This window comes from Thermostichus sp. OS-CIW-32 (assembly GCF_054060415.1).
Window position 1 is genome coordinate 210455 of the sequence record NZ_JBSSDD010000004.1, and the last position, 16855, is coordinate 227309.

Annotated in this window: 15 protein-coding genes and 1 tRNA gene; 6 read left to right on the forward strand and 10 right to left on the reverse strand. The window is 58.2% G+C overall.

From position 1 onward, the window contains the following. The first annotated feature begins 258 nt into the window (after window positions 1-258). Complete coding sequence (locus ACVWY8_RS07175) at window positions 259-1203, forward strand: putative CRISPR-associated protein (RefSeq protein ID WP_414344159.1); 945 nt, start codon at window positions 259-261, stop codon at window positions 1201-1203. A gap of 100 nt (window positions 1204-1303) precedes the next feature. Here the strand turns inward: ACVWY8_RS07175 and ACVWY8_RS07180 are convergent, their stop codons facing one another. Continuing rightward, complete coding sequence (locus tag ACVWY8_RS07180) at window positions 1304-2698, reverse strand: malic enzyme-like NAD(P)-binding protein (RefSeq protein WP_414350856.1); 1395 nt, start codon at window positions 2696-2698, stop codon at window positions 1304-1306. An 8-nt stretch (window positions 2699-2706) separates the two neighbouring features. Here ACVWY8_RS07180 and ACVWY8_RS07185 point away from each other — a divergent pair, with 8 nt between their 5' ends. Further along, on the forward strand, window positions 2707-3318 hold the full coding sequence (locus tag ACVWY8_RS07185) for a chromophore lyase CpcT/CpeT (RefSeq protein ID WP_414400142.1): 612 nt from the start codon (window positions 2707-2709) through the stop codon (window positions 3316-3318). A 14-nt stretch (window positions 3319-3332) separates the two neighbouring features. Here ACVWY8_RS07185 and ACVWY8_RS07190 read toward each other — a convergent pair whose 3' ends face one another. From ACVWY8_RS07190 to ACVWY8_RS07225, 8 genes are all read right to left on the reverse strand, one after another. Continuing rightward, window positions 3333-3650: a hypothetical protein gene (locus ACVWY8_RS07190; protein ID WP_457396945.1), complete on the reverse strand. Its 318-nt coding sequence runs from the start codon at window positions 3648-3650 to the stop codon at window positions 3333-3335. Window positions 3651-3835: 185 nt separating this feature from the next. Next, the gene (locus tag ACVWY8_RS07195; protein WP_011432257.1) at window positions 3836-4447 is read right to left on the reverse strand and encodes an ATP-dependent Clp protease proteolytic subunit; all 612 of its coding nucleotides are present in this window, start codon (window positions 4445-4447) and stop codon (window positions 3836-3838) included. Then, on the reverse strand, window positions 4395-4784 hold the full coding sequence (locus tag ACVWY8_RS07200) for a Uma2 family endonuclease (protein ID WP_457396946.1): 390 nt from the start codon (window positions 4782-4784) through the stop codon (window positions 4395-4397). The genes ACVWY8_RS07195 and ACVWY8_RS07200 overlap by 53 nt, the downstream gene beginning before the upstream one ends. Next, window positions 4781-5050 (reverse strand): hypothetical protein, encoded by a 270-nt coding sequence (locus ACVWY8_RS07205; RefSeq protein ID WP_457393608.1) that lies wholly within the window; start codon window positions 5048-5050, stop codon window positions 4781-4783. Before ACVWY8_RS07205 ends, ACVWY8_RS07200 begins: the two co-directional genes overlap by 4 nt. A gap of 17 nt (window positions 5051-5067) precedes the next feature. Then, window positions 5068-5703, reverse strand: a complete 636-nt coding sequence (locus tag ACVWY8_RS07210) for an ATP-dependent Clp protease proteolytic subunit (protein WP_414381174.1) — start codon at window positions 5701-5703, stop codon at window positions 5068-5070. A 127-nt stretch (window positions 5704-5830) separates the two neighbouring features. Then, window positions 5831-8305 carry an ATP-dependent Clp protease ATP-binding subunit gene (locus ACVWY8_RS07215; protein ID WP_011432255.1) on the reverse strand — a complete coding sequence of 825 codons (2475 nt, stop codon included), beginning with the start codon at window positions 8303-8305 and terminating at the stop codon, window positions 5831-5833. Window positions 8306-8423: 118 nt separating this feature from the next. Next, a tRNA-Arg gene (locus tag ACVWY8_RS07220) sits at window positions 8424-8497 on the reverse strand. Between the two features lie 175 nt (window positions 8498-8672). Further along, window positions 8673-9770, reverse strand: a complete 1098-nt coding sequence (locus tag ACVWY8_RS07225) for a tocopherol cyclase family protein (RefSeq protein ID WP_457396948.1) — start codon at window positions 9768-9770, stop codon at window positions 8673-8675. 204 nt (window positions 9771-9974) lie between these two features. On the opposite strand from ACVWY8_RS07225, the gene ACVWY8_RS07230 reads away from it, so the two are divergent. The 4 genes from ACVWY8_RS07230 (at window position 9975) to ACVWY8_RS07245 (ending at window position 15577) form a co-directional block, all read left to right on the forward strand. Then, window positions 9975-11285, forward strand: coding sequence for a CmpA/NrtA family ABC transporter substrate-binding protein (locus ACVWY8_RS07230; protein WP_457393604.1), 1311 nt, complete (start codon window positions 9975-9977; stop codon window positions 11283-11285). Between the two features lie 472 nt (window positions 11286-11757). Continuing rightward, a complete protein-coding gene (gene ntrB / locus ACVWY8_RS07235) occupies window positions 11758-12585 on the forward strand; it encodes a nitrate ABC transporter permease (protein ID WP_457393602.1) in 828 nt (275 codons plus the stop codon). Between the two features lie 59 nt (window positions 12586-12644). Beyond that, a complete protein-coding gene (locus ACVWY8_RS07240) occupies window positions 12645-14642 on the forward strand; it encodes an ABC transporter ATP-binding/substrate-binding protein (RefSeq protein WP_414349581.1) in 1998 nt (665 codons plus the stop codon). A gap of 71 nt (window positions 14643-14713) precedes the next feature. Further along, window positions 14714-15577 carry a nitrate ABC transporter ATP-binding protein gene (locus tag ACVWY8_RS07245; protein WP_457393600.1) on the forward strand — a complete coding sequence of 288 codons (864 nt, stop codon included), beginning with the start codon at window positions 14714-14716 and terminating at the stop codon, window positions 15575-15577. 209 nt (window positions 15578-15786) lie between these two features. Here ACVWY8_RS07245 and crn3 read toward each other — a convergent pair whose 3' ends face one another. Beyond that, window positions 15787-16731 carry a CRISPR-associated ring nuclease Crn3/Csx3 gene (gene crn3, locus ACVWY8_RS07250; RefSeq protein ID WP_457393598.1) on the reverse strand — a complete coding sequence of 315 codons (945 nt, stop codon included), beginning with the start codon at window positions 16729-16731 and terminating at the stop codon, window positions 15787-15789. Between the last annotated feature and the right edge of the window lie 124 nt (window positions 16732-16855).

The window sequence follows — 16855 nt, forward strand, 5'->3', positions numbered from 1 at the left end:
AAACTGAAGGCCACCATCACCAACATCAAGGGCAACGAAGTTACTTTCCAGATTTCGGGCCCCGACATCAAGCTCACCCCAAGGGAACCCTCCCTCTCGGTGGAGCAAGAGGTAGAGGTGAAGGTTCTGGGCCTTAGAGAAGATAAAGGACTCCGTCCCGCTGGCGCGATCAGAGAAGATAGCAGAATCGGCAAAGTCCAGCTGCTCTGGGCGCAAAGCAAGACAGAGCTCTCGAAAAATTTGAGTTAACCGCCTATCATGCAGACCATCATCATGACTGTGGGCACCTCCTTGCTCACCAACCTTGACAAAGACCTGCAGCCGCAGCGCCCCTGGGTGGGACAAAAAACCATCGGGGATCCGGAGCAAGCGCTGGCCTGGATGAAAAGAACCGATCTGGAGCTGATCAGCGCCGATCGCGCCAGCGGGACGGAGTCCTTAACCAACACCTACTACCGCCTGGATCCCACCCCCGGCGATGCTTTGGTTCTGCTGCACTCCGCAACCCCCCATGGGCTGGAGTGTGCCCGGATTTTGAAGCTCTTCTTTGAAAGAGAACTGGGCCAACAACAGGTTTCTCTGGTGCCCCTTCCCGGCATCGACTACGAGCTAGAGGGATCCTCTCTGGAGCGGATGGCCGAGCTGTTGAAACAGTTGGCAGAGAGCGCCAAGGGGATCGTCACCTTTGCCGCCACCGGTGGGTTCAAAGCCCAAGCCATGATCATGGCTGTGGTGGGCAGCCAATTGGGGATCCCAGTTTGCTACATCCATGAGCAATACAAGTCTTTGGTCTACCTGCCCTACCTACAGCCGGAAGTTCAGCCCCGGATCCCTCGGGCAGGTCTTCCCGATCGCGCCAGCGGGACGGAGTCCTTTTCAGGCCGACCTCGCTCCGAAGTCATCCAGCTGCAGGTCGACAGCAGCCACCACCGTCCTCGCAGCTGGGTCAAGGTGGAAAAACTCCTGCGAGACATTCCCTGGGTGGATCTGGTCCGCTACGACCCGCACGCTTACTCTGCCCCCAAAAACAGCGTCAAAGCTGCAAACCGCAAAACAGAGGACGGCCGCCACATCTTGTGGATCCATCTCCACCAGAGCCAGGACACCCACCTTGCTGTCAGGGTAGAGACCACCGGTTACACCCCTGAGCACCTGGAGCAGGCCGCCGCTGAGTTGCGGGAGCGCTTGGGTCGTCTGGTGTGAGTTCCCCCCAGGGAAGGAACAGGCCAAGATCCACCCCCGGCCTTTCGCGAGGTGAGCGCGGGGCATTTTGTGGCTTGTCACCTGGTGCCCTAGGTAGCCCTCAAGGGATCCCGGCCACGCCGGTTTGGCGGGCAGCCTGGATTACCGCAGCGGCCACCTGAGGAACCACCCGCCCGTCGAAGACCGAGGGGATGATCCACTGGGGATCCAACTCTTCGGCAGGGATCAAGGCAGCAATGGCTTGAGCGGCAGCCAGGCACATCTCGGTGTTGATCTGCTTGGCGCGGCAGTCGAGGGCGCCGCGAAACACGCCCGGAAAGGCCAGCACGTTGTTGATTTGGTTGGGGTAGTCGCTGCGGCCCGTGGCCATCACTGCCACCCGATTGCCCACCAGCTCCGGCTGGATCTCGGGCACCGGGTTGGCCAGGGCAAAGACGATGGGATCCGGTGCCATTTTTTCTACCATCTCCACTGTCAGGGCATTGGCCACGCTCACCCCAATAAACACATCCGCTCCCACCAAGGCTTCCGCCAGGGATCCCTTCTCCTCGACGGCAATGGCCGCCTTCTCGGGGGTGAGATCGGAACGGGAGCGGCTGAGGATCCCTTGGCGGTCGCAGACCAGGATGTGGGCTGCCCCGGCCCGCCGCAGCAGTTGCGTCACGGCAATGCCGGCTGCCCCGGCCCCGTTGAGGACAATGCGCACCTCGTCTAGGCTCTTTTTCACCACTTTCAGGGCATTCAGCAGCGCCGCCAGCACCACAATGGCGGTGCCGTGCTGATCGTCGTGAAACACCGGCAGGTTGAGGCGGGCCTTGAGCTGAGACTCAATGGCAAAGCAGCGAGGGGCGCTGATGTCTTCCAGGTTAAAGCCGCCAAATCCCGGCGCCAGGCGCACCACCGTCTCCACAATTTCCCCCACCTCCTGAGTGGCCAGGCACAGAGGAAAGGCATCGATATCGGCAAAGCGCTTGAACAGCGCCGCCTTCCCCTCCATCACCGGCAAAGCTGCCTCCGGGCCGACATTCCCCAAGCCCAGCACCGCACTGCCATCGGTTACAATGCCTACACTGTTGCCCTTGATGGTGTACTCATAGACCGCGGCGGGGTTGGCAGCAATTTCTAGGGAAACCCGCCCCACCCCCGGCGTGTAGGCCATGGCCAGATCGGCGGCGCTCTCCAGGGGGCTTTTGGCCACCACCTGCAGCTTTCCCCCGCGGTGCAGCTCAAAGGTGCGGTCCACCGCCCGCTCCACCTTCACATTGGCCAAGGAGGCAACGGCGGCGTAAATTTGCTGAGCATGCTCGCTGCTGACGGCATCTACACAGATTTCTCGCACCGTTTCTGCTGCCGATTGGTGGATGAGATCGATCTGGCTGAGGCTGCCTCCCACTTCCGCAATGGCCTGGGTGACGCGGGCTAGGGCTCCCGGCTGGTTGAGCAGGCGAATGCGCAGGGCAATGCTATAGCTAGAGCTGGGGGTAAGTTTTGTCATAGCTCCCTATGGTAGACGAAAAATCCGCTTCCGACTTGCACACCCTGGCCAACTGGCTGGAGGGCTACTACAGCAACCGCACCCAGGCGATGGCAGAGCCGGTGTGGTTTGTGCCGGTCAGCCTTTGGTACGTGCGCCTTCCCCACCTGTTCTCGGAGGGGATCGGCTTTTTTACCGAGCAATTTAACCAGCACACGCCGGGCCAGTTTTATCGCAGCCGGGTGCTCCAGGTATTGGGGGATCCCTTGCGGATCGAGAACTACAAATTGCGGGATCAAGCAGCTTGGGCAGGTGCCTCTCAGGATCCGCAGCGCTTGGCGCAGCTCTCCTTGGCCGACCTGGAGCATTTGCCCGGTTGTCGCATTTTGGTGGAAAAGCGCCCAGACTGCTACCACGGCGAAATGCTGCCAGGTGGAGAATGTCGTCTGAACCCCGGGGATAGCACCTATATCCACATCGAGTTCGACCTCACCCCCAGCGAATTCATCACCTGGGATCGGGGCTTTGACGCCGCCACTGGCCAACAAACCTGGGGATCCCGCGCCGGACCCTACCGTTACCAAAAAGGGATCCCACCGGCCTCTTCCCCTCGCCCTTGGGGAGAGAGGGACAGGGGGTGAGGGCCAGAAAACAGTCAGGGGAACAAAAAAGGCAACAGATCTCGAAATCCTTTGCGCAGCCTGAGCAAAAAGATCAGCCGTTCCACCTCGGGGGAGACGGATCCGGTTTCGGGCCGAGCTGCCAAGGCTTCCTGGAGTTCCAGAGCCTCGGCGGCGGCGAGGGGCTGATTATCGACCGGGGAGCGAGCCCGCAAGTCGGGCTGGGCCCGCAGCACCTCCTCAGGGATCTCAGAAGCGGGGGGCAGAGCCAAAGCCTGATCTGGGGGATACAGCAGGAACACCAGCAGACTGGCCCATCCACCGCTCCTTCTGGCCCAATGCTGTCGGTTCACCTGGTCGGATCTCCCGGCTAACTCCACCCTAATCCTAGCCACCCCAAAGACCTCAGCCCGTCTCTCGGCACCGCAGAACCGGCACGGTGAGATCATGAAAGGATCCCAGGTGTATTCCTCGCGGGTTCAATTCTTCAACATCCGACTCAGGAGCTTGCCAAGGCTATTTTTTGGATCCAGCCATCCTAGCTGGCCATGGCTTCCGAGCGCTCTTGGATCACCCGATCCACGATGCCGTAAGCCTGAGCTTCCGTGGCCGAGAGGTAAAAGTCTCGCTCCACATCCCGCTCGATTTTCTCCAGCGGTTGGCCGGTGGTTTGCGCCAAGATCTCGTTCATGCGTCGTTTGACTCGCAGAGTTTCGCGGGCGCGAATTTCAATGTCGCTGGCTTGGCCTTGGATCGTGCCCAGCGAAGGCTGGTGCAGCATGATGCGGGAGTGGGGCAGGGCAAACCGCTTGCCCTTGGTGCCAGCAGCCAACAAAAAGGCTCCCATTGAAGCTGCTTGGCCCACGCAAACCGTAACGATATCTGGCTTGATGTGGTTCATGGTGTCGTAGATGGCCATGCCCGCCGTCACAGAGCCACCGGGAGAATTGATGTACATCACAATGTCCTTTTGCGGATCCTGCGAGTTGAGGTAGAGCATCACCCCCACGATGGTATTGGCCAAGCTATCGTCAATGGGCTCGCCGATAAACAAAATCCGCTCTTGGTACAGGCGATCGTCAAGGCTAATCCACTGGCTATAGGGCTCGCCGGGCAAACGGTAGGGAACCCGAGGCACTCCAATCGGCATAAGTTTCTCCTGGCAAAGTATGAAACACAGAACGACGCGCTTGTAAGATATCTTCCGCGCTCAAATCCAGCTGGGGCAAAACCGAGGAAACAATGCGTCCAGATCCAGTTTTGACCTCGCCTTCGTATTCTCCGCCAACCCAGCGCACCGCGGAAACGGACTGCTTGGCGGGATCCACAATCCAGTATTCCGGGATCCCACGGGCAGCATAATCTTTGCGCTTGTCTTGATCATCGCGTTTTTCATGGTCCACTCCGGGGCAAACCACCTCCTCCACCAGCAGCGGCGGGGGCATGGGCAGCCGAATGGTTCCGCAACCGTTTCCCAGCAAGCTCACATAGCGGGATGCAAAGCCATCACCTCTGGATTGCGCAACCGAGCCTTGGCTGCGGACACTTCGACCTCAACTTGGCCCAAGCTCAGGCGTTGGATGGGCAAAAACTTGGGCAATTCCGCAACCAGAAACAGCTCAATGAGGGTGTTCATACGCTCCTCGGCTTCCCGAATGGACCCGTCTTCAGGTTCAACCCGTCCTTCATAAAGCCCGTCCGTGAGGCGTAGGTACTCCCCCACCGTCAAAGGCTGTACGGGAACTTGAACCATCGACGGATCCCTCTGCTTTAGTTTTTGGCTGCTGCCAACCTCGGCAAGACTTTGGAACTGGTCAACACCTGATCGATAAGGCCGTAGGCTTTGGCCTCTTCTGGTGTCATGAAAAATAGCCGCTCCGTGTCCTTCTTGATGCGCTCCATAGGCTGGCCCGTGCTGCGGGACAGTTGCTCCAGCATCATGTTGCGCAAAGTCAGAATCTCGCGGGTGCGAATTTCGATGTCGCTGGCCTGTCCACGGGTGCCCCCATAGGGCTGGTGGAGCACGATCGTGGCATTGGGCAGACTGGCCCGAAATCCTTTGGCTCCTGCTGCCAATAACATGGCCGCCATCCCAATGGCATTGCCGATGCAGATAGTATGCACAGGCGGCTTGATGTAGTTCATGGTGTCCAGAATGGCAAAGGCCGCTGTGTCGTAGTTATAGGTGCCCGTCGAGTTGATGTACATCTTGATCGGCTTTTCCCGATCCTCGTACTGCAGATACAGCAGTTGCTCGATGATCAGCTTGGTGACGTTGGCATTCGACTCCTCTGCAAGGGGCAAGCCCAGGTAGACAATGCGCTCCTGCAGCAGCAGCGAAGCCAAATCTGGGGGTGGGGTACGAACCGGAGCGCCGCCATAGTAGTAGTAGGTCGATTGCACCATGCCAGAGATCTCCTACGCCTGGGTCTGTTCAACTGAAAAACACCAGAAAAACAACACTTGAGGACCACAAGGGATCCGCAGCATCCCAACGGATCCCTTGCACTCTGAGGACCTCTCAAAGCCAGCTTTACTCCGCCCCTTGAGGCAAGAGAACCCGCTCCGGCTCCGTGACCAGCACCTTGGGCTTGCGCTCCTCATCCACATCGATGAGCACCTCCGATCCCTCCCGGACATGCCCAGTCAGGATCTCTTCCGCCAGGATGTCTTCCAGCAGGCGTTGGATGGCGCGGCGCAGCGGGCGTGCCCCGTAGCTGGGGTTATACCCCTCCTCCACCACCAAGTCTTTGAAGCGGTCGCTGACTGTAAGGCGGATTTTCTTCTCCGTCATGCGGTCAAACACTTCCTTGAGCAGGATGTCGGCAATCTGCTTCACCTCATCCTTGGTCAGTTGCCGGAAGACGATGATCTCGTCCACGCGGTTGAGGAACTCCGGACGGAAGTACTGCTTCAGCTCCTCGTTCACCAGGTTGCGGATGCGGTTGTAGTTGGCATCCTCGTCGTTGGTGTTGAACTCGAAGCCGAGGCTGCCGCCGCCCTTCTCGATGACCTTCGAGCCGATGTTAGAGGTCATCACGATCAGGGTGTTCTTGAAGTCCACCGTGCGGCCCTTGGCATCGGTCAGGCGGCCATCCTCCAGGATTTGCAGCAATAGGTTAAACACATCCGGGTGCGCCTTCTCGATCTCGTCGAAGAGCACCACCGTGTAGGGGCGACGGCGTACCGCCTCGGTGAGCTGACCTCCCTCGTTGTAGCCCACATACCCCGGCGGGGATCCGATCAGCTTGCTGACCGTGTGCCGCTCCATGTATTCCGACATGTCGAGGCGGATCATGGCCGACTCGGAGCCGAAGAAGTAAGCTGCCAAAGCCTTGGTCAGCTCGGTTTTGCCCACCCCTGTTGGGCCGGAGAAGATGAAGCTGGCGATGGGGCGGTTGGGATTTTTCAGCCCCACCCGAGCGCGGCGGATGGCCCGGGAGATGGCCCGCACCGCTTCGTCTTGGCCGATGATGCGCTGGTGCAGGGTTTCTTCCATGTTCAGCAGCTTCACTGACTCGCTTTCCGTCAGCTTGGCCACTGGCACCCCCGTCCAGGCGCTGACCACTTGGGCCACGTCCTCTTCGGTTACCTCGGGCATTTCGCTGCGGCTGCTCTCCTCGGCTTTTTTGGCAGCGGCAATGGCGCGGATCTGCTGCTTGATCTCCATCTCCCGATCCCGCAGCTCACCAGCCTTGTCGAAGTTCTGGGCCCGCACCGCAGCGTCTTTCTCCTTGAGCACTCGCCGCAACTCTTGATCCAGCTCCCGGGCCGCCGGGGGCAGTTGAGAGTTGATCAGGCGCACCCGCGAAGCAGCCTCGTCGATCAAATCGATGGCCTTATCCGGCAGGAAGCGGTCGGAGATGTACTGGTCGGCCAGCTTGGCGGCTGCATCCAAGGCCGCATCGGAGATCTTCAGCTTGTGGTGCTGCTCGTAGCGCTCCCGCAAGCCAAACAGGATCTCGATCGTCTCGGAGACTGTCGGCTCGCCTACCATAATGGGCTGGAAGCGACGCTCCAGAGCAGCATCCCGCTCGATGTGCTTGCGGTACTCATCCAGAGTGGTGGCGCCGATGCACTGCAGCTCGCCGCGGGCCAAAGCAGGCTTGAGGATGTTGGCGGCATCAATCGCCCCTTCCGCAGCCCCGGCCCCGATCAGGGTATGCACCTCGTCGATGACCAGGATGATGTTGCCGGCATTGCGGATCTCATCCATGATTTTCTTGAGGCGCTCTTCAAACTCGCCGCGGTACTTGGTGCCGGCCACCAGCAAACCAATATCCAGGCTGATCACCCGCTTGTCGGCCAAAATATCCGGCACATCCCCCTGCACGATGCGCTGGGCCAAACCTTCGGCAATGGCAGTTTTGCCTACCCCCGGCTCGCCAATGAGGACGGGGTTGTTCTTGGTGCGGCGGCCCAAGATCTGGATCACCCGCTCGATCTCCCGCGTCCGACCGACCACCGGATCCAGCTTGCCCTCCTGGGCCAGTTGAGTTAGGTTGGAGCCGAATTCGTCCAGGGTGGGCGTTTTGGTGCGGCTGGAGGATCCCCCCCCCGCCGTCACTTCGGCGGTCTCGCCCAACATGCGGATCACCTGGGTGCGCACCTTGGAGAGATCCACCCCCAGGTTTTCCAAAACGCGGGCTGCCACCCCTTCCCCTTCTCGGATTAGGCCCAGGAGCAGGTGCTCAGTGCCGATGTAGTTGTGGCCGAGCTGGCGGGCCTCTTCTAGGGAGAGTTCCAGCACTCGCTTGGCGCGGGGAGTGAAAGGGATCTCGACGGCCACAAAACCGGATCCCCGACCGATGATTTTCTCGACCTCAATACGGGCGTCCTTCAAGTTCACTCCCATGGACTTGAGAACTTTGGCGGCGACCCCAGTGCCCTCGCCGATTAACCCCAACAAAATTTGCTCGGTGCCAACGAAATTGTGACCTAACCGTCTGGCTTCTTCTTGGGCCAGCATGATCACCTTGATGGCTTTTTCTGTAAAGCGTTCAAACATGATCCTCGGGCTCCCTACGCCTGCATCAAGGCGGACTTGATAGGGGTAATCCTAGCACAAGTTCTGGCGAAACCAAGGGACGGTAAATACCCCAGACGGAAGCTGTCTGGGGCCAAAACGCGCCTGGAGAGATTTGAACTCCCGACACCGTGGTCCGTAGCCACGTGCTCTAGTCCACTGAGCTACAGGCGCAAGAGGGGCGGGCCAACCACGGTTGAATGTCTGTCCATACTATCTGTCCATAGTTACTCAGATACTATCCAGTACTATCCAGAGACAGAGATGGACATCTATCAATGTGGCTTAGGCATTCTAGCACAAGAGCGTTTTTTGGAAAGTCCAACGGGGGTGTAGATATCCGCCAGCGTTAACATTGCCCTTGCCAAGGTTGCCGGACTTCTCCCCCCACTTCGAGGCCGGCTTGGGGGCTGGTGGCCTTGATCACCGGCGTCCAGACTTGGCCGTTGCGCTGCCAAAGCTGTAGGTGCAGATGTCCTGCCAGGGTATCCCGACAGTTGCGCTGCATCCCTTCTGGGCCAGGAGTGAATACAGTTTGGCCAGGCCGTCCCGTGTGCCCTTCCAGCCGAATACACCAGAGGGCGCTCTCTCCCCGGATTTGCCAAGATCCCCAGGGATCCACTTGCCAGGTCAGCCGAGCGGATCCGGGTCGCCATTCCAAAAAGGGCTGGGATCCCCATCCATGCAGGCTGATCAGGGCCACTTCTTCGGGGCGGGTGAGCACCTGCCGCTCAGCTCCGGCACAGGTGAGGCTGAGACCGGGATGTTGGGGAAAGGCGTTGCACTGGATCCAAAACCAGCGGCGAGGAAAGTTTTGGCCCCAATTTTTTTCGGCATAGGCAGGAGCCTGCTGAAATTCATAGCGCCTGCCTCTCCACTCCACCCAGCCGGTGGCCAAGCCGTGGCTCATGAGAATCTGCCAGCCCGGCTCGAAGATGGGCAGATAAGACCAGGCTCCCATGGTGGCTCGGGGTGGGATCCCATAGGCAAAACGAGGTTGAATGCGGTAGAGCCAGCGAATAGGCTCAGAGACCAAGGGATCCGGCAAAATCCCCTGATTGAGGTGGGCGGTGTATTGGTAGCCACTGGCGGTGCGCTGGAAGAAGGTGAAGGGATCCTGAAGGCCGCGACAGCCGGGGCCTGGGATCCCTGAGTGCCCCAAGGCCAGATGGGTTGAGCTGGCCCAAAAGCGGCGGGGATTGGGGAAGGTGCGCCAATGCAACTCCTCCTCCGGCCCCAACACCTGCGCCATGCCCCCGCGCTTGGGATCGATGGCGTACATGAAGGCAAAGCTAATGGGCGGATCCCCGGGCAAGGTGACGCGGCTGTACCAGCCCTCAAAAAACCGCTCTGTGCAGCCATCCCAGTGATAGCCGGCATGGGGCAGGGATCCCCAATCTGTTGAGTTGTTTTGCCCAGAGCAAGCCGTCGTCGAAGGAAGCGCCATCGAGACCTCAGCCATCGCAATAACGATAGATGGAAGTTTATGATTACCAAAACAACAATTGTATTGTTTCTATGTTCATTTGCTCTTAGGATATCAACCAAGCTGAGATTTAAGGATTTCTTGAGATTTCACGAAGGAAATCCATGGGTCAGGCGACTTGAACCGGAAAGCTTCCTTCTTGCCTTCACATATCCTTTCGATGAGGTGAGCATGACGTCACGTCGTAACTTTTTGCTGTCTGCGGGTGCGGCCACCGTGGGTGGACTCGTGAGTGGCAGCTTAGCACGGGCCAGCACAGGCTACTGGGTTGCCCAGGCCAGCGGCCCAGAAACCCCCAATCTCAGGTTAGGCTTTATACCGATTGTGGAGTCTGCCCCCCTGATCATCGCCAAGGAAAAGGGCTTTTTCGACAAGCATGGCATGACCGGTGTAGAGGTGTTGAAACAGGCCAGTTGGCCGGCAGCCCGTGACAATGTGGTCATCGGCTCAGCGGGTGGGGGCATTGACGGCGGCATGTGGCAGATGCCGATGCCTCACATGATCCACATTGGCGCCATCACCAACAATCAGCCGGTGCGCATGGCAGTTCTGTGTCAGTTGATCACCCAAGGCAACGGAATTGCCATTGCTGGAATGCATGTTGGCAAGGGTTTGGGGCTGGATATCTCGGGAGCCGCGGATTACATCAAAAATTTCAGCGCCAGCAACAGACGCAAATTCAAGGCCGCTCATACCTTCCCCAACGTCAATCAAGATTTTTGGATCCGTTACTGGTTTGCTGCTGGGGGGGTAGATCCGGATCAAGACATCGACCTGTTGGCGGTGCCCTCTGCCGAGACGGTGCAGGGGATGCGCAATGGCACCATGGACGCTTTCAGCACTGGGGATCCCTGGCCCTACCGGATTGTGGCCGATGGGATCGGGTTTATGGCGGCCCTTACCCAACAGATTTGGCCCTTTCATCCCGAAGAATACTTGGCCATTCGCGCCGATTGGGTAGAGCAAAACCCCAGGGCCACACAAGCCACTTTGATGGCGGTGATGGAAGCGCAGCAATGGTGCGACGATCCGGCCAACCGAGAAGAACTGACACGCATTCTCTCAGGGCGTGCCTACCTGAATGTGCCGGTTGAAGTTCTCACCCCTCCCTTTCAAGGCAACTACGAATTGGGAGACGGCAAGCCAGCTGTTCAAGATTTCAATGCCGGGCCCTTGTACTGGGAAGATGGCCGGGGCAGCGTCTCTTACCCCTACAAGAGCCATGACCTTTGGTTCCTGACGGAATCCTTGCGTTGGGGCTTCCACGCTCGCTTCCTGACCGATCTGGATACCGCCCGTCGTCTGGTGGATGAAGTGAACCGTGAAGATCTCTGGCGTGAGGCCGCCCAGGCACTGGGGGTGAAGAACATCCCCAACAACACCTCGCGGGGAACAGAGCGTTTCTTTGACGGTGTGGTGTTTGACCCACAGGATCCGCAGGCTTACCTGAACAGCCTGAAAATCAAAAGGGTCTAATATCAACCCCGGCCAACACAGACGCATCTCTTGCACAACAGGGATCCTGCCTACCTGTGGGATCCCACGAGGTCGAAAAAAGCGGTGCCGAGCTTTCTGCCCAAACGATGGAAAGTTGATGGATGCTATGAGCCTCGCACTTTTTGAATAACTTTGAATGCTATGTTGAGGATCGGCTATGTTGGCTCTACTTCACGTTCCGCGCGAACTCTTCAGGGATCCTCCTTTTGAGAGGCCGGCCCAGCCCCGCTGGGACAAGCTCATTCTCTCGATAGCCGTGGGGGCGCTGAGCTTTCTAATTGTCGTGAGAGTTTTGTTGAGTTTGCAATCCCTGTGTTTGCCCCTCCAAGGAAAAGGCAAGGCCGATCCAAGCTCATGCTCTGTCTCCAACACGGTGTAGAACCCCTCGATCGGGGCGTTCCAAAAGCGCAACACCAGAGAACCTTGTAAACCCCTATCCTCTCCAGGAGCTATGACGACAACACTTTCTTCTCCGGCAAAATCTGCAACGGCGAAGTTCGATTTGGCGAAGTACCGAGATCAGATTCTCCCCCCTGTGGTGGGCATTGTTGGATTTCTGCTCATCTGGCAGATCTTGGCCAGTGCCAACCTAATTCGGCTGCCGGGGCCCTGGGATGTGTGGATGGATGAGCGCAGCCGGTATCTGATCCTGCATCCTTTGTACCGCAACAGCGACCTCGACCAAGGGCTGCTGCGCCAAACCTTGGCCAGCCTACAAAGGGTGGCCATCGGCTATTGCAGTGCCGCTTTGGTGGGCATCACGTTGGGCATTTTGGTGGGAAGCAGTGTGTGGATCAACCGAGCTTTGGATCCCATCTTTCAATTCTTGCGCATGGTAGCTCCCTTAGCTTGGGTGCCCATATCTTTGGCTGCTTTGCAACGCAATGAGCCGGCTGCCCTGTTCGTTATTTTTATTACCTCAATTTGGCCCATTCTCATCAACACGGCTGTGGGGGTGAGACAGATCCCGGAAGACTACATCAACGTCTCCAAAGTGCTCAAGCTCTCCAAAGTAGACTTCTTTTTTAAGGTTTTGCTGCCTTCGGTTCTGCCCTACATGTTCACAGGTCTGCGCATTGGTATTGGCCTATCTTGGCTGGCGATTATTGCCGCAGAAATTGTGATGTCAGGTGTGCCGGGAATTGGCTTTTTCATCTGGGATGCCTACCAGCAGAACTACGTTACAGAGATCATTGTTGCCGTCATCTACATTGGAGCAGTGGGATTGCTTTTGGATCGCCTGATGTCTGTTTTGCAAAACAAGATAGCCAATCAATGATGTGTTGTCAGTGCGTGGTCGGCTTAAGGCTAGATGAGTGATAGGTTGGGAGGCTTTCTGTGTCTGTATTGGTCAGTGTGGAGCAGGTGGAAAAATCTTTTGCTCTGCCCGGAGGGCAGGAATACCTTGCTCTGAAAGGGATCGATCTGCAAATCCATCGAGGGGAGTTTGTCTCCTTAATCGGCCACTCCGGCTGTGGCAAATCCACCCTATTGAACATGGTGGCGGGGCTGTCTTTGCCTACGGGGGGGATCGTGGCTTTGGATGGGCATACTATCACCGCTCCCGGCCCCGATCGCATGGTGGTGTTTCAGCATTACTCGCTTTTGCCTTGGCTAACGGTTCGGCAAAACATTGCGCTGGCGGTGAATGCCGTTCTTAAAAACCATTCTCCGGCGGAGCGTCAGCAGATCGTAGAAGAGCACATCGATCTGGTGGGTTTGCGCCATGCCGCAGATAAGCCCCCAGCCCAATTGTCCGGGGGGATGAAGCAGCGGGTGGCCATTGCCCGTGCCCTGGCTTTGCGGCCCAAAGTGTTGCTGCTGGATGAGCCGTTTGGCGCTTTGGACGCGCTCACGCGGGGGAACTTACAAGAGCAGTTGATGCGCATCTGCGAAGAACATCAGATGACCACCCTCATGGTCACCCACGATGTGGACGAAGCGGTTCTTCTGTCAGATCGTGTGGTCATGCTCACCAATGGGCCGGGATCCCGAATTGGGAACATTTTAACCATTGACATTCCTCGGCCCCGCCGTCGGCTGGAGGTGGTCAACCATCCCAGCTACTATAGCTACCGCAGCGAGATCATCTACTTTTTGAACCAACAAAAACGCATCAAGCAATGGCGTGCTCGCCGCAGCACTGTGGTGGCCAGGCATGGCTTGGAAAAGATCAACTTGGAGATCGGCTTTGTGCCCCTCACTGCCTGTGCTCCCTTGGCTGTGGCCAAAGAAAAAGGGTTCTTTGCCAAACACGGCTTGGAAGAAGTGAACTTGGTGCGGGAAACCAGTTGGCGAGGGATCCAAGACGGCATTCAGGGAGGTTATCTGGATGCGGCCCAAATGCCCGCCGGTATGCCGGTGTGGATGTCCTTGGGTGGAGGGGATAACCCGCCTCAGCCGGTGGTTACGGCCCTCACCTTGACCCGCAACGGCAATGCTATCACCTTGCACAAGCGGTTCTATGAGCAAGGGATCCACACCCTCAGCCAGTTGAAGGCTTACATCCTGGATAGTCCCAGCCGTCGGCTTACCTTTGGGGTGGTGCATCCCAGCTCTATGCACAATTTGCTGTTGCGCTATTGGCTGGCAGCCGGCGGGATCCACCCGGATCACGATGTGGTACTGAAAACGCTGCCCCCGGCTCAGATGGTGGCCAACCTGACAGCCGGCAACATCGATGGGTACTGTGTGGGAGAGCCCTGGAATTTGCGGGCAGCCTTAGAGGGCAGTGGCTTTACGGTGGCTACAGATCTGGAGATTTGGCTGGGCCATCCCGGCAAAGTGTTGGGGGTGCGAGAAGATTGGGCCAGAGCCTACCCCAACACCCACATTGCCTTGGTCAAAGCGCTGTTGGAAGCCTGTCGCTACTGCGAAGATCCGGCCCATCACGACGAGATTCGCGAGCTGCTCAGCCGCCGCGCCTACCTGAGCACCGACCCCTCCTACATTCATCTGGGGGATCCCCAGCGTCTGATCTGTGACTTGGACAGGCCGATGCGGGAATATGCCCACCACCGCTTCTTTCTGGGCGCCGGCAACCGTCCCAGCCGCACCGAGCATCTGTGGATGATGACCCAAATGGCCCGCTGGGGGGAGCTGCCCTTCCCTCGCAACTGGGTGGAGATTGTAGAGCGGGTGTGTCAGGTGGGGGTGTTCAGCACGGCAGCCCGCGAGCTGGGACTGGATGTCTCCTACCAAAGGCAGCCCATTCAGTTGTTCGATGGGATCCCCTTTAATGGTGAGGATCCCCTGGCCTACCTCAACAGTTTGGCGATTAAGCACGATATTTATGTAGCCGAGGTTGCCTTAGATCGTCGTCCTGTGTTGCTCTAGATACCCACTTGGGCGCCCTTGCAAAAGCACATTCCCCGTTGTGAGAAAATCATGAGTTGGAGCACCCTACGATGACTGCCCTCTTGACAACCTCTACCCCAGCGAACGTAGCCGCAGAACCCTACCTAAGCCTTGAGAATGTCAGCAAGACCTACTCAACTCCCAAGGGGGATTATCCCGTCTTGCGAGATATCAACCTCAGTGTGAACGAGGGAGAGTTTGTCTGCTTGGTTGGGCATTCCGGCTGTGGCAAAACCACCCTGCTGAATATGGTTTCCGGATTTGCCCAGCCCACCAGTGGCTCGGTGAAGCTGAAAGGGCAGCCGATTACAGCTCCTGGCCCGGAGCGCATGGTAGTGTTTCAAGGGTATGCCCTGTTGCCTTGGCTCACGGTTTATGAAAATGTTTATTTGGCCGTTCGGTCGGTATTTCCCCAAAAGAGCCAGTCGGAAAAGCATCGAATTGTGGAAGAACATTTGGATTTGGTGGGGCTGGGGGAAGCCGCTCAGAAATATCCCTCGCAAATTTCGGGAGGGATGAAACAGCGGGTAGCCATTGCTCGTGCGTTGGCCATCCGTCCAGAAGTGCTGATTTTGGATGAACCCTTCGGGGCCTTGGATGCCATTACCAAAGAGGAGCTTCAAGAGGAGCTGTTGCGCATTTGGGATGAACATCGCTGCACGGTTTTGATGATTACCCACGACATTGATGAGGCGCTGTTTTTGGCCGACCGCCTGGTGCTGATCGCGTCAGCGGGACGGAGTCCTTTGACCAATGGCCCTGCAGCCACCATCGGGCAGATCGTGACCATCCCCTTCCCGCGCCCTCGGGATCGCGAGCGGATTCTTGAAGATCCGCAGTACTACCGCCTGCGCAACTCGGTTCTCAGCTATCTCTACGGCCATGAAGCCAACCCAGAGGCGGCTTGCCGATGAGCCGATAAATCAAACCTAGAGCAGTTGGCGGAGCGAGAGGGTGACCGGGCAGCCGGAACCCCTTGGCCGTCAGGGGCAGCGCTTGGGCAGGCGATCCGCAAACCTCTCTTGGAACTCGCCCACAACGCCGTGCAGCCGCTCGTCCAAAACGGCCAGCGTCCGGGATGCGATATATGCTGACCCGCCCCTCCAATTCTGAACCTGCAGCTCTAGTGAATGAGGCGGCGCACCGCCCGCAGCAGCTCCGCGGGGGGAGGAGAGTTGGGATCCCAGCGAATTTCCAACTCAGGTGAGTCTTTGAGCACTTGAGGAGGGCCGGGCGAGGTGTGCAGGATGGCCACACAGCGCAAATTGCCCCGGTCTCGACAAAACTTGTGCCAGAGAGGGATAGCCTCGGGATCCCGGCTGACCACCAGGTAGTGGGAGCAGGCTTCCAGGATCGGCTGCTTTTGCGGATCCACCTTGCCGCCCACATCCACAATCACCAAACTCTTTTGCCGGCGCAAAGCCAGAATGGCCTGGGCATGGAAGCTGAAAAATTCGGGGGTAAAAGAGCCCCGGTACTGGTGCTTGAGGATCTTCGCCTCTTCTGGTGGCAAGTCTAAAGTCCAATTGCCTTCCCCATCCCAATGGGCCCGTTGCAGATAAATATCGGGATGCTCCGGCAGCAGAGCTTCGAAGAGGGCGCGGGCAAGACGGCTTTTGCCACTGTCGGGGGGGCCCACCACCATCACCGCCGCTGCCAATTCTGTTCGCGTCAGCGGGCCGTAGGCCTTGCCCGGCCTTCCCTGCACCCAGGGGATGACCTGGCCCACCCGCACTTCGGGGGTATGGCTGGAGACCACCACCGCGCCCAAGCGTGGGTCATAACAGGCCACCCAACGGGTGAAGTGGCACTCATGCACCAGCCAGCCATACAGCCAAATGGGGGCCCGCCCCGTCAGAACCACCCCCAGCTGGGCATTGATCCCGGCAGGCAGCTGAAGCTGAGCCAAATCCTCTGGAAAAACCAAGCGATCCGGTCGGGTCAGCTCAATTTCGATGACCTGAAAAGACAGTTCCGAAGAATGGGATCTTCGAGGGTCCAAGGACTCCGTCCCGCTGGCGCGAGCGGCCAGACAGCCGGAAAGCAAATGCAGTGCCACAGCAGCCATGGGCAGATTTGACGAGACAGGTTGACTTCAGTATGGAAGAGATTGGAAGTGGGAGGTTCCAACTCATGTCAGAGTGGTCAGGCTCTCACTTGCGCCTTGCTCCAAGAAAACCCCTGGCCTGGAG

Bases quoted from the DNA above. Each gene is read 5' to 3' on its own strand.
- ACVWY8_RS07180 (WP_414350856.1), bottom strand. From the start codon at position 2,698: ATGACAAAACTTACCCCCAGCTCTAGCTATAGCATTGCCCTGCGCATT.
- ACVWY8_RS07205 (WP_457393608.1), bottom strand. From the start codon at position 5,050: ATGGTTCAAGTTCCCGTACAGCCTTTGACGGTGGGGGAGTACCTACGC.
- ACVWY8_RS07175 (WP_414344159.1), top strand. From the start codon at position 259: ATGCAGACCATCATCATGACTGTGGGCACCTCCTTGCTCACCAACCTT.
- ACVWY8_RS07215 (WP_011432255.1), bottom strand. From the start codon at position 8,305: ATGTTTGAACGCTTTACAGAAAAAGCCATCAAGGTGATCATGCTGGCC.
- ACVWY8_RS07195 (WP_011432257.1), bottom strand. From the start codon at position 4,447: ATGCCGATTGGAGTGCCTCGGGTTCCCTACCGTTTGCCCGGCGAGCCC.
- crn3 (WP_457393598.1), bottom strand. From the start codon at position 16,731: ATGGCTGCTGTGGCACTGCATTTGCTTTCCGGCTGTCTGGCCGCTCGC.
- ACVWY8_RS07245 (WP_457393600.1), top strand. From the start codon at position 14,714: ATGACTGCCCTCTTGACAACCTCTACCCCAGCGAACGTAGCCGCAGAA.
- ACVWY8_RS07225 (WP_457396948.1), bottom strand. From the start codon at position 9,770: ATGGCGCTTCCTTCGACGACGGCTTGCTCTGGGCAAAACAACTCAACA.
- ACVWY8_RS07210 (WP_414381174.1), bottom strand. From the start codon at position 5,703: ATGGTGCAATCGACCTACTACTACTATGGCGGCGCTCCGGTTCGTACC.
- ACVWY8_RS07185 (WP_414400142.1), top strand. From the start codon at position 2,707: ATGGTAGACGAAAAATCCGCTTCCGACTTGCACACCCTGGCCAACTGG.
- ntrB (WP_457393602.1), top strand. From the start codon at position 11,758: ATGACGACAACACTTTCTTCTCCGGCAAAATCTGCAACGGCGAAGTTC.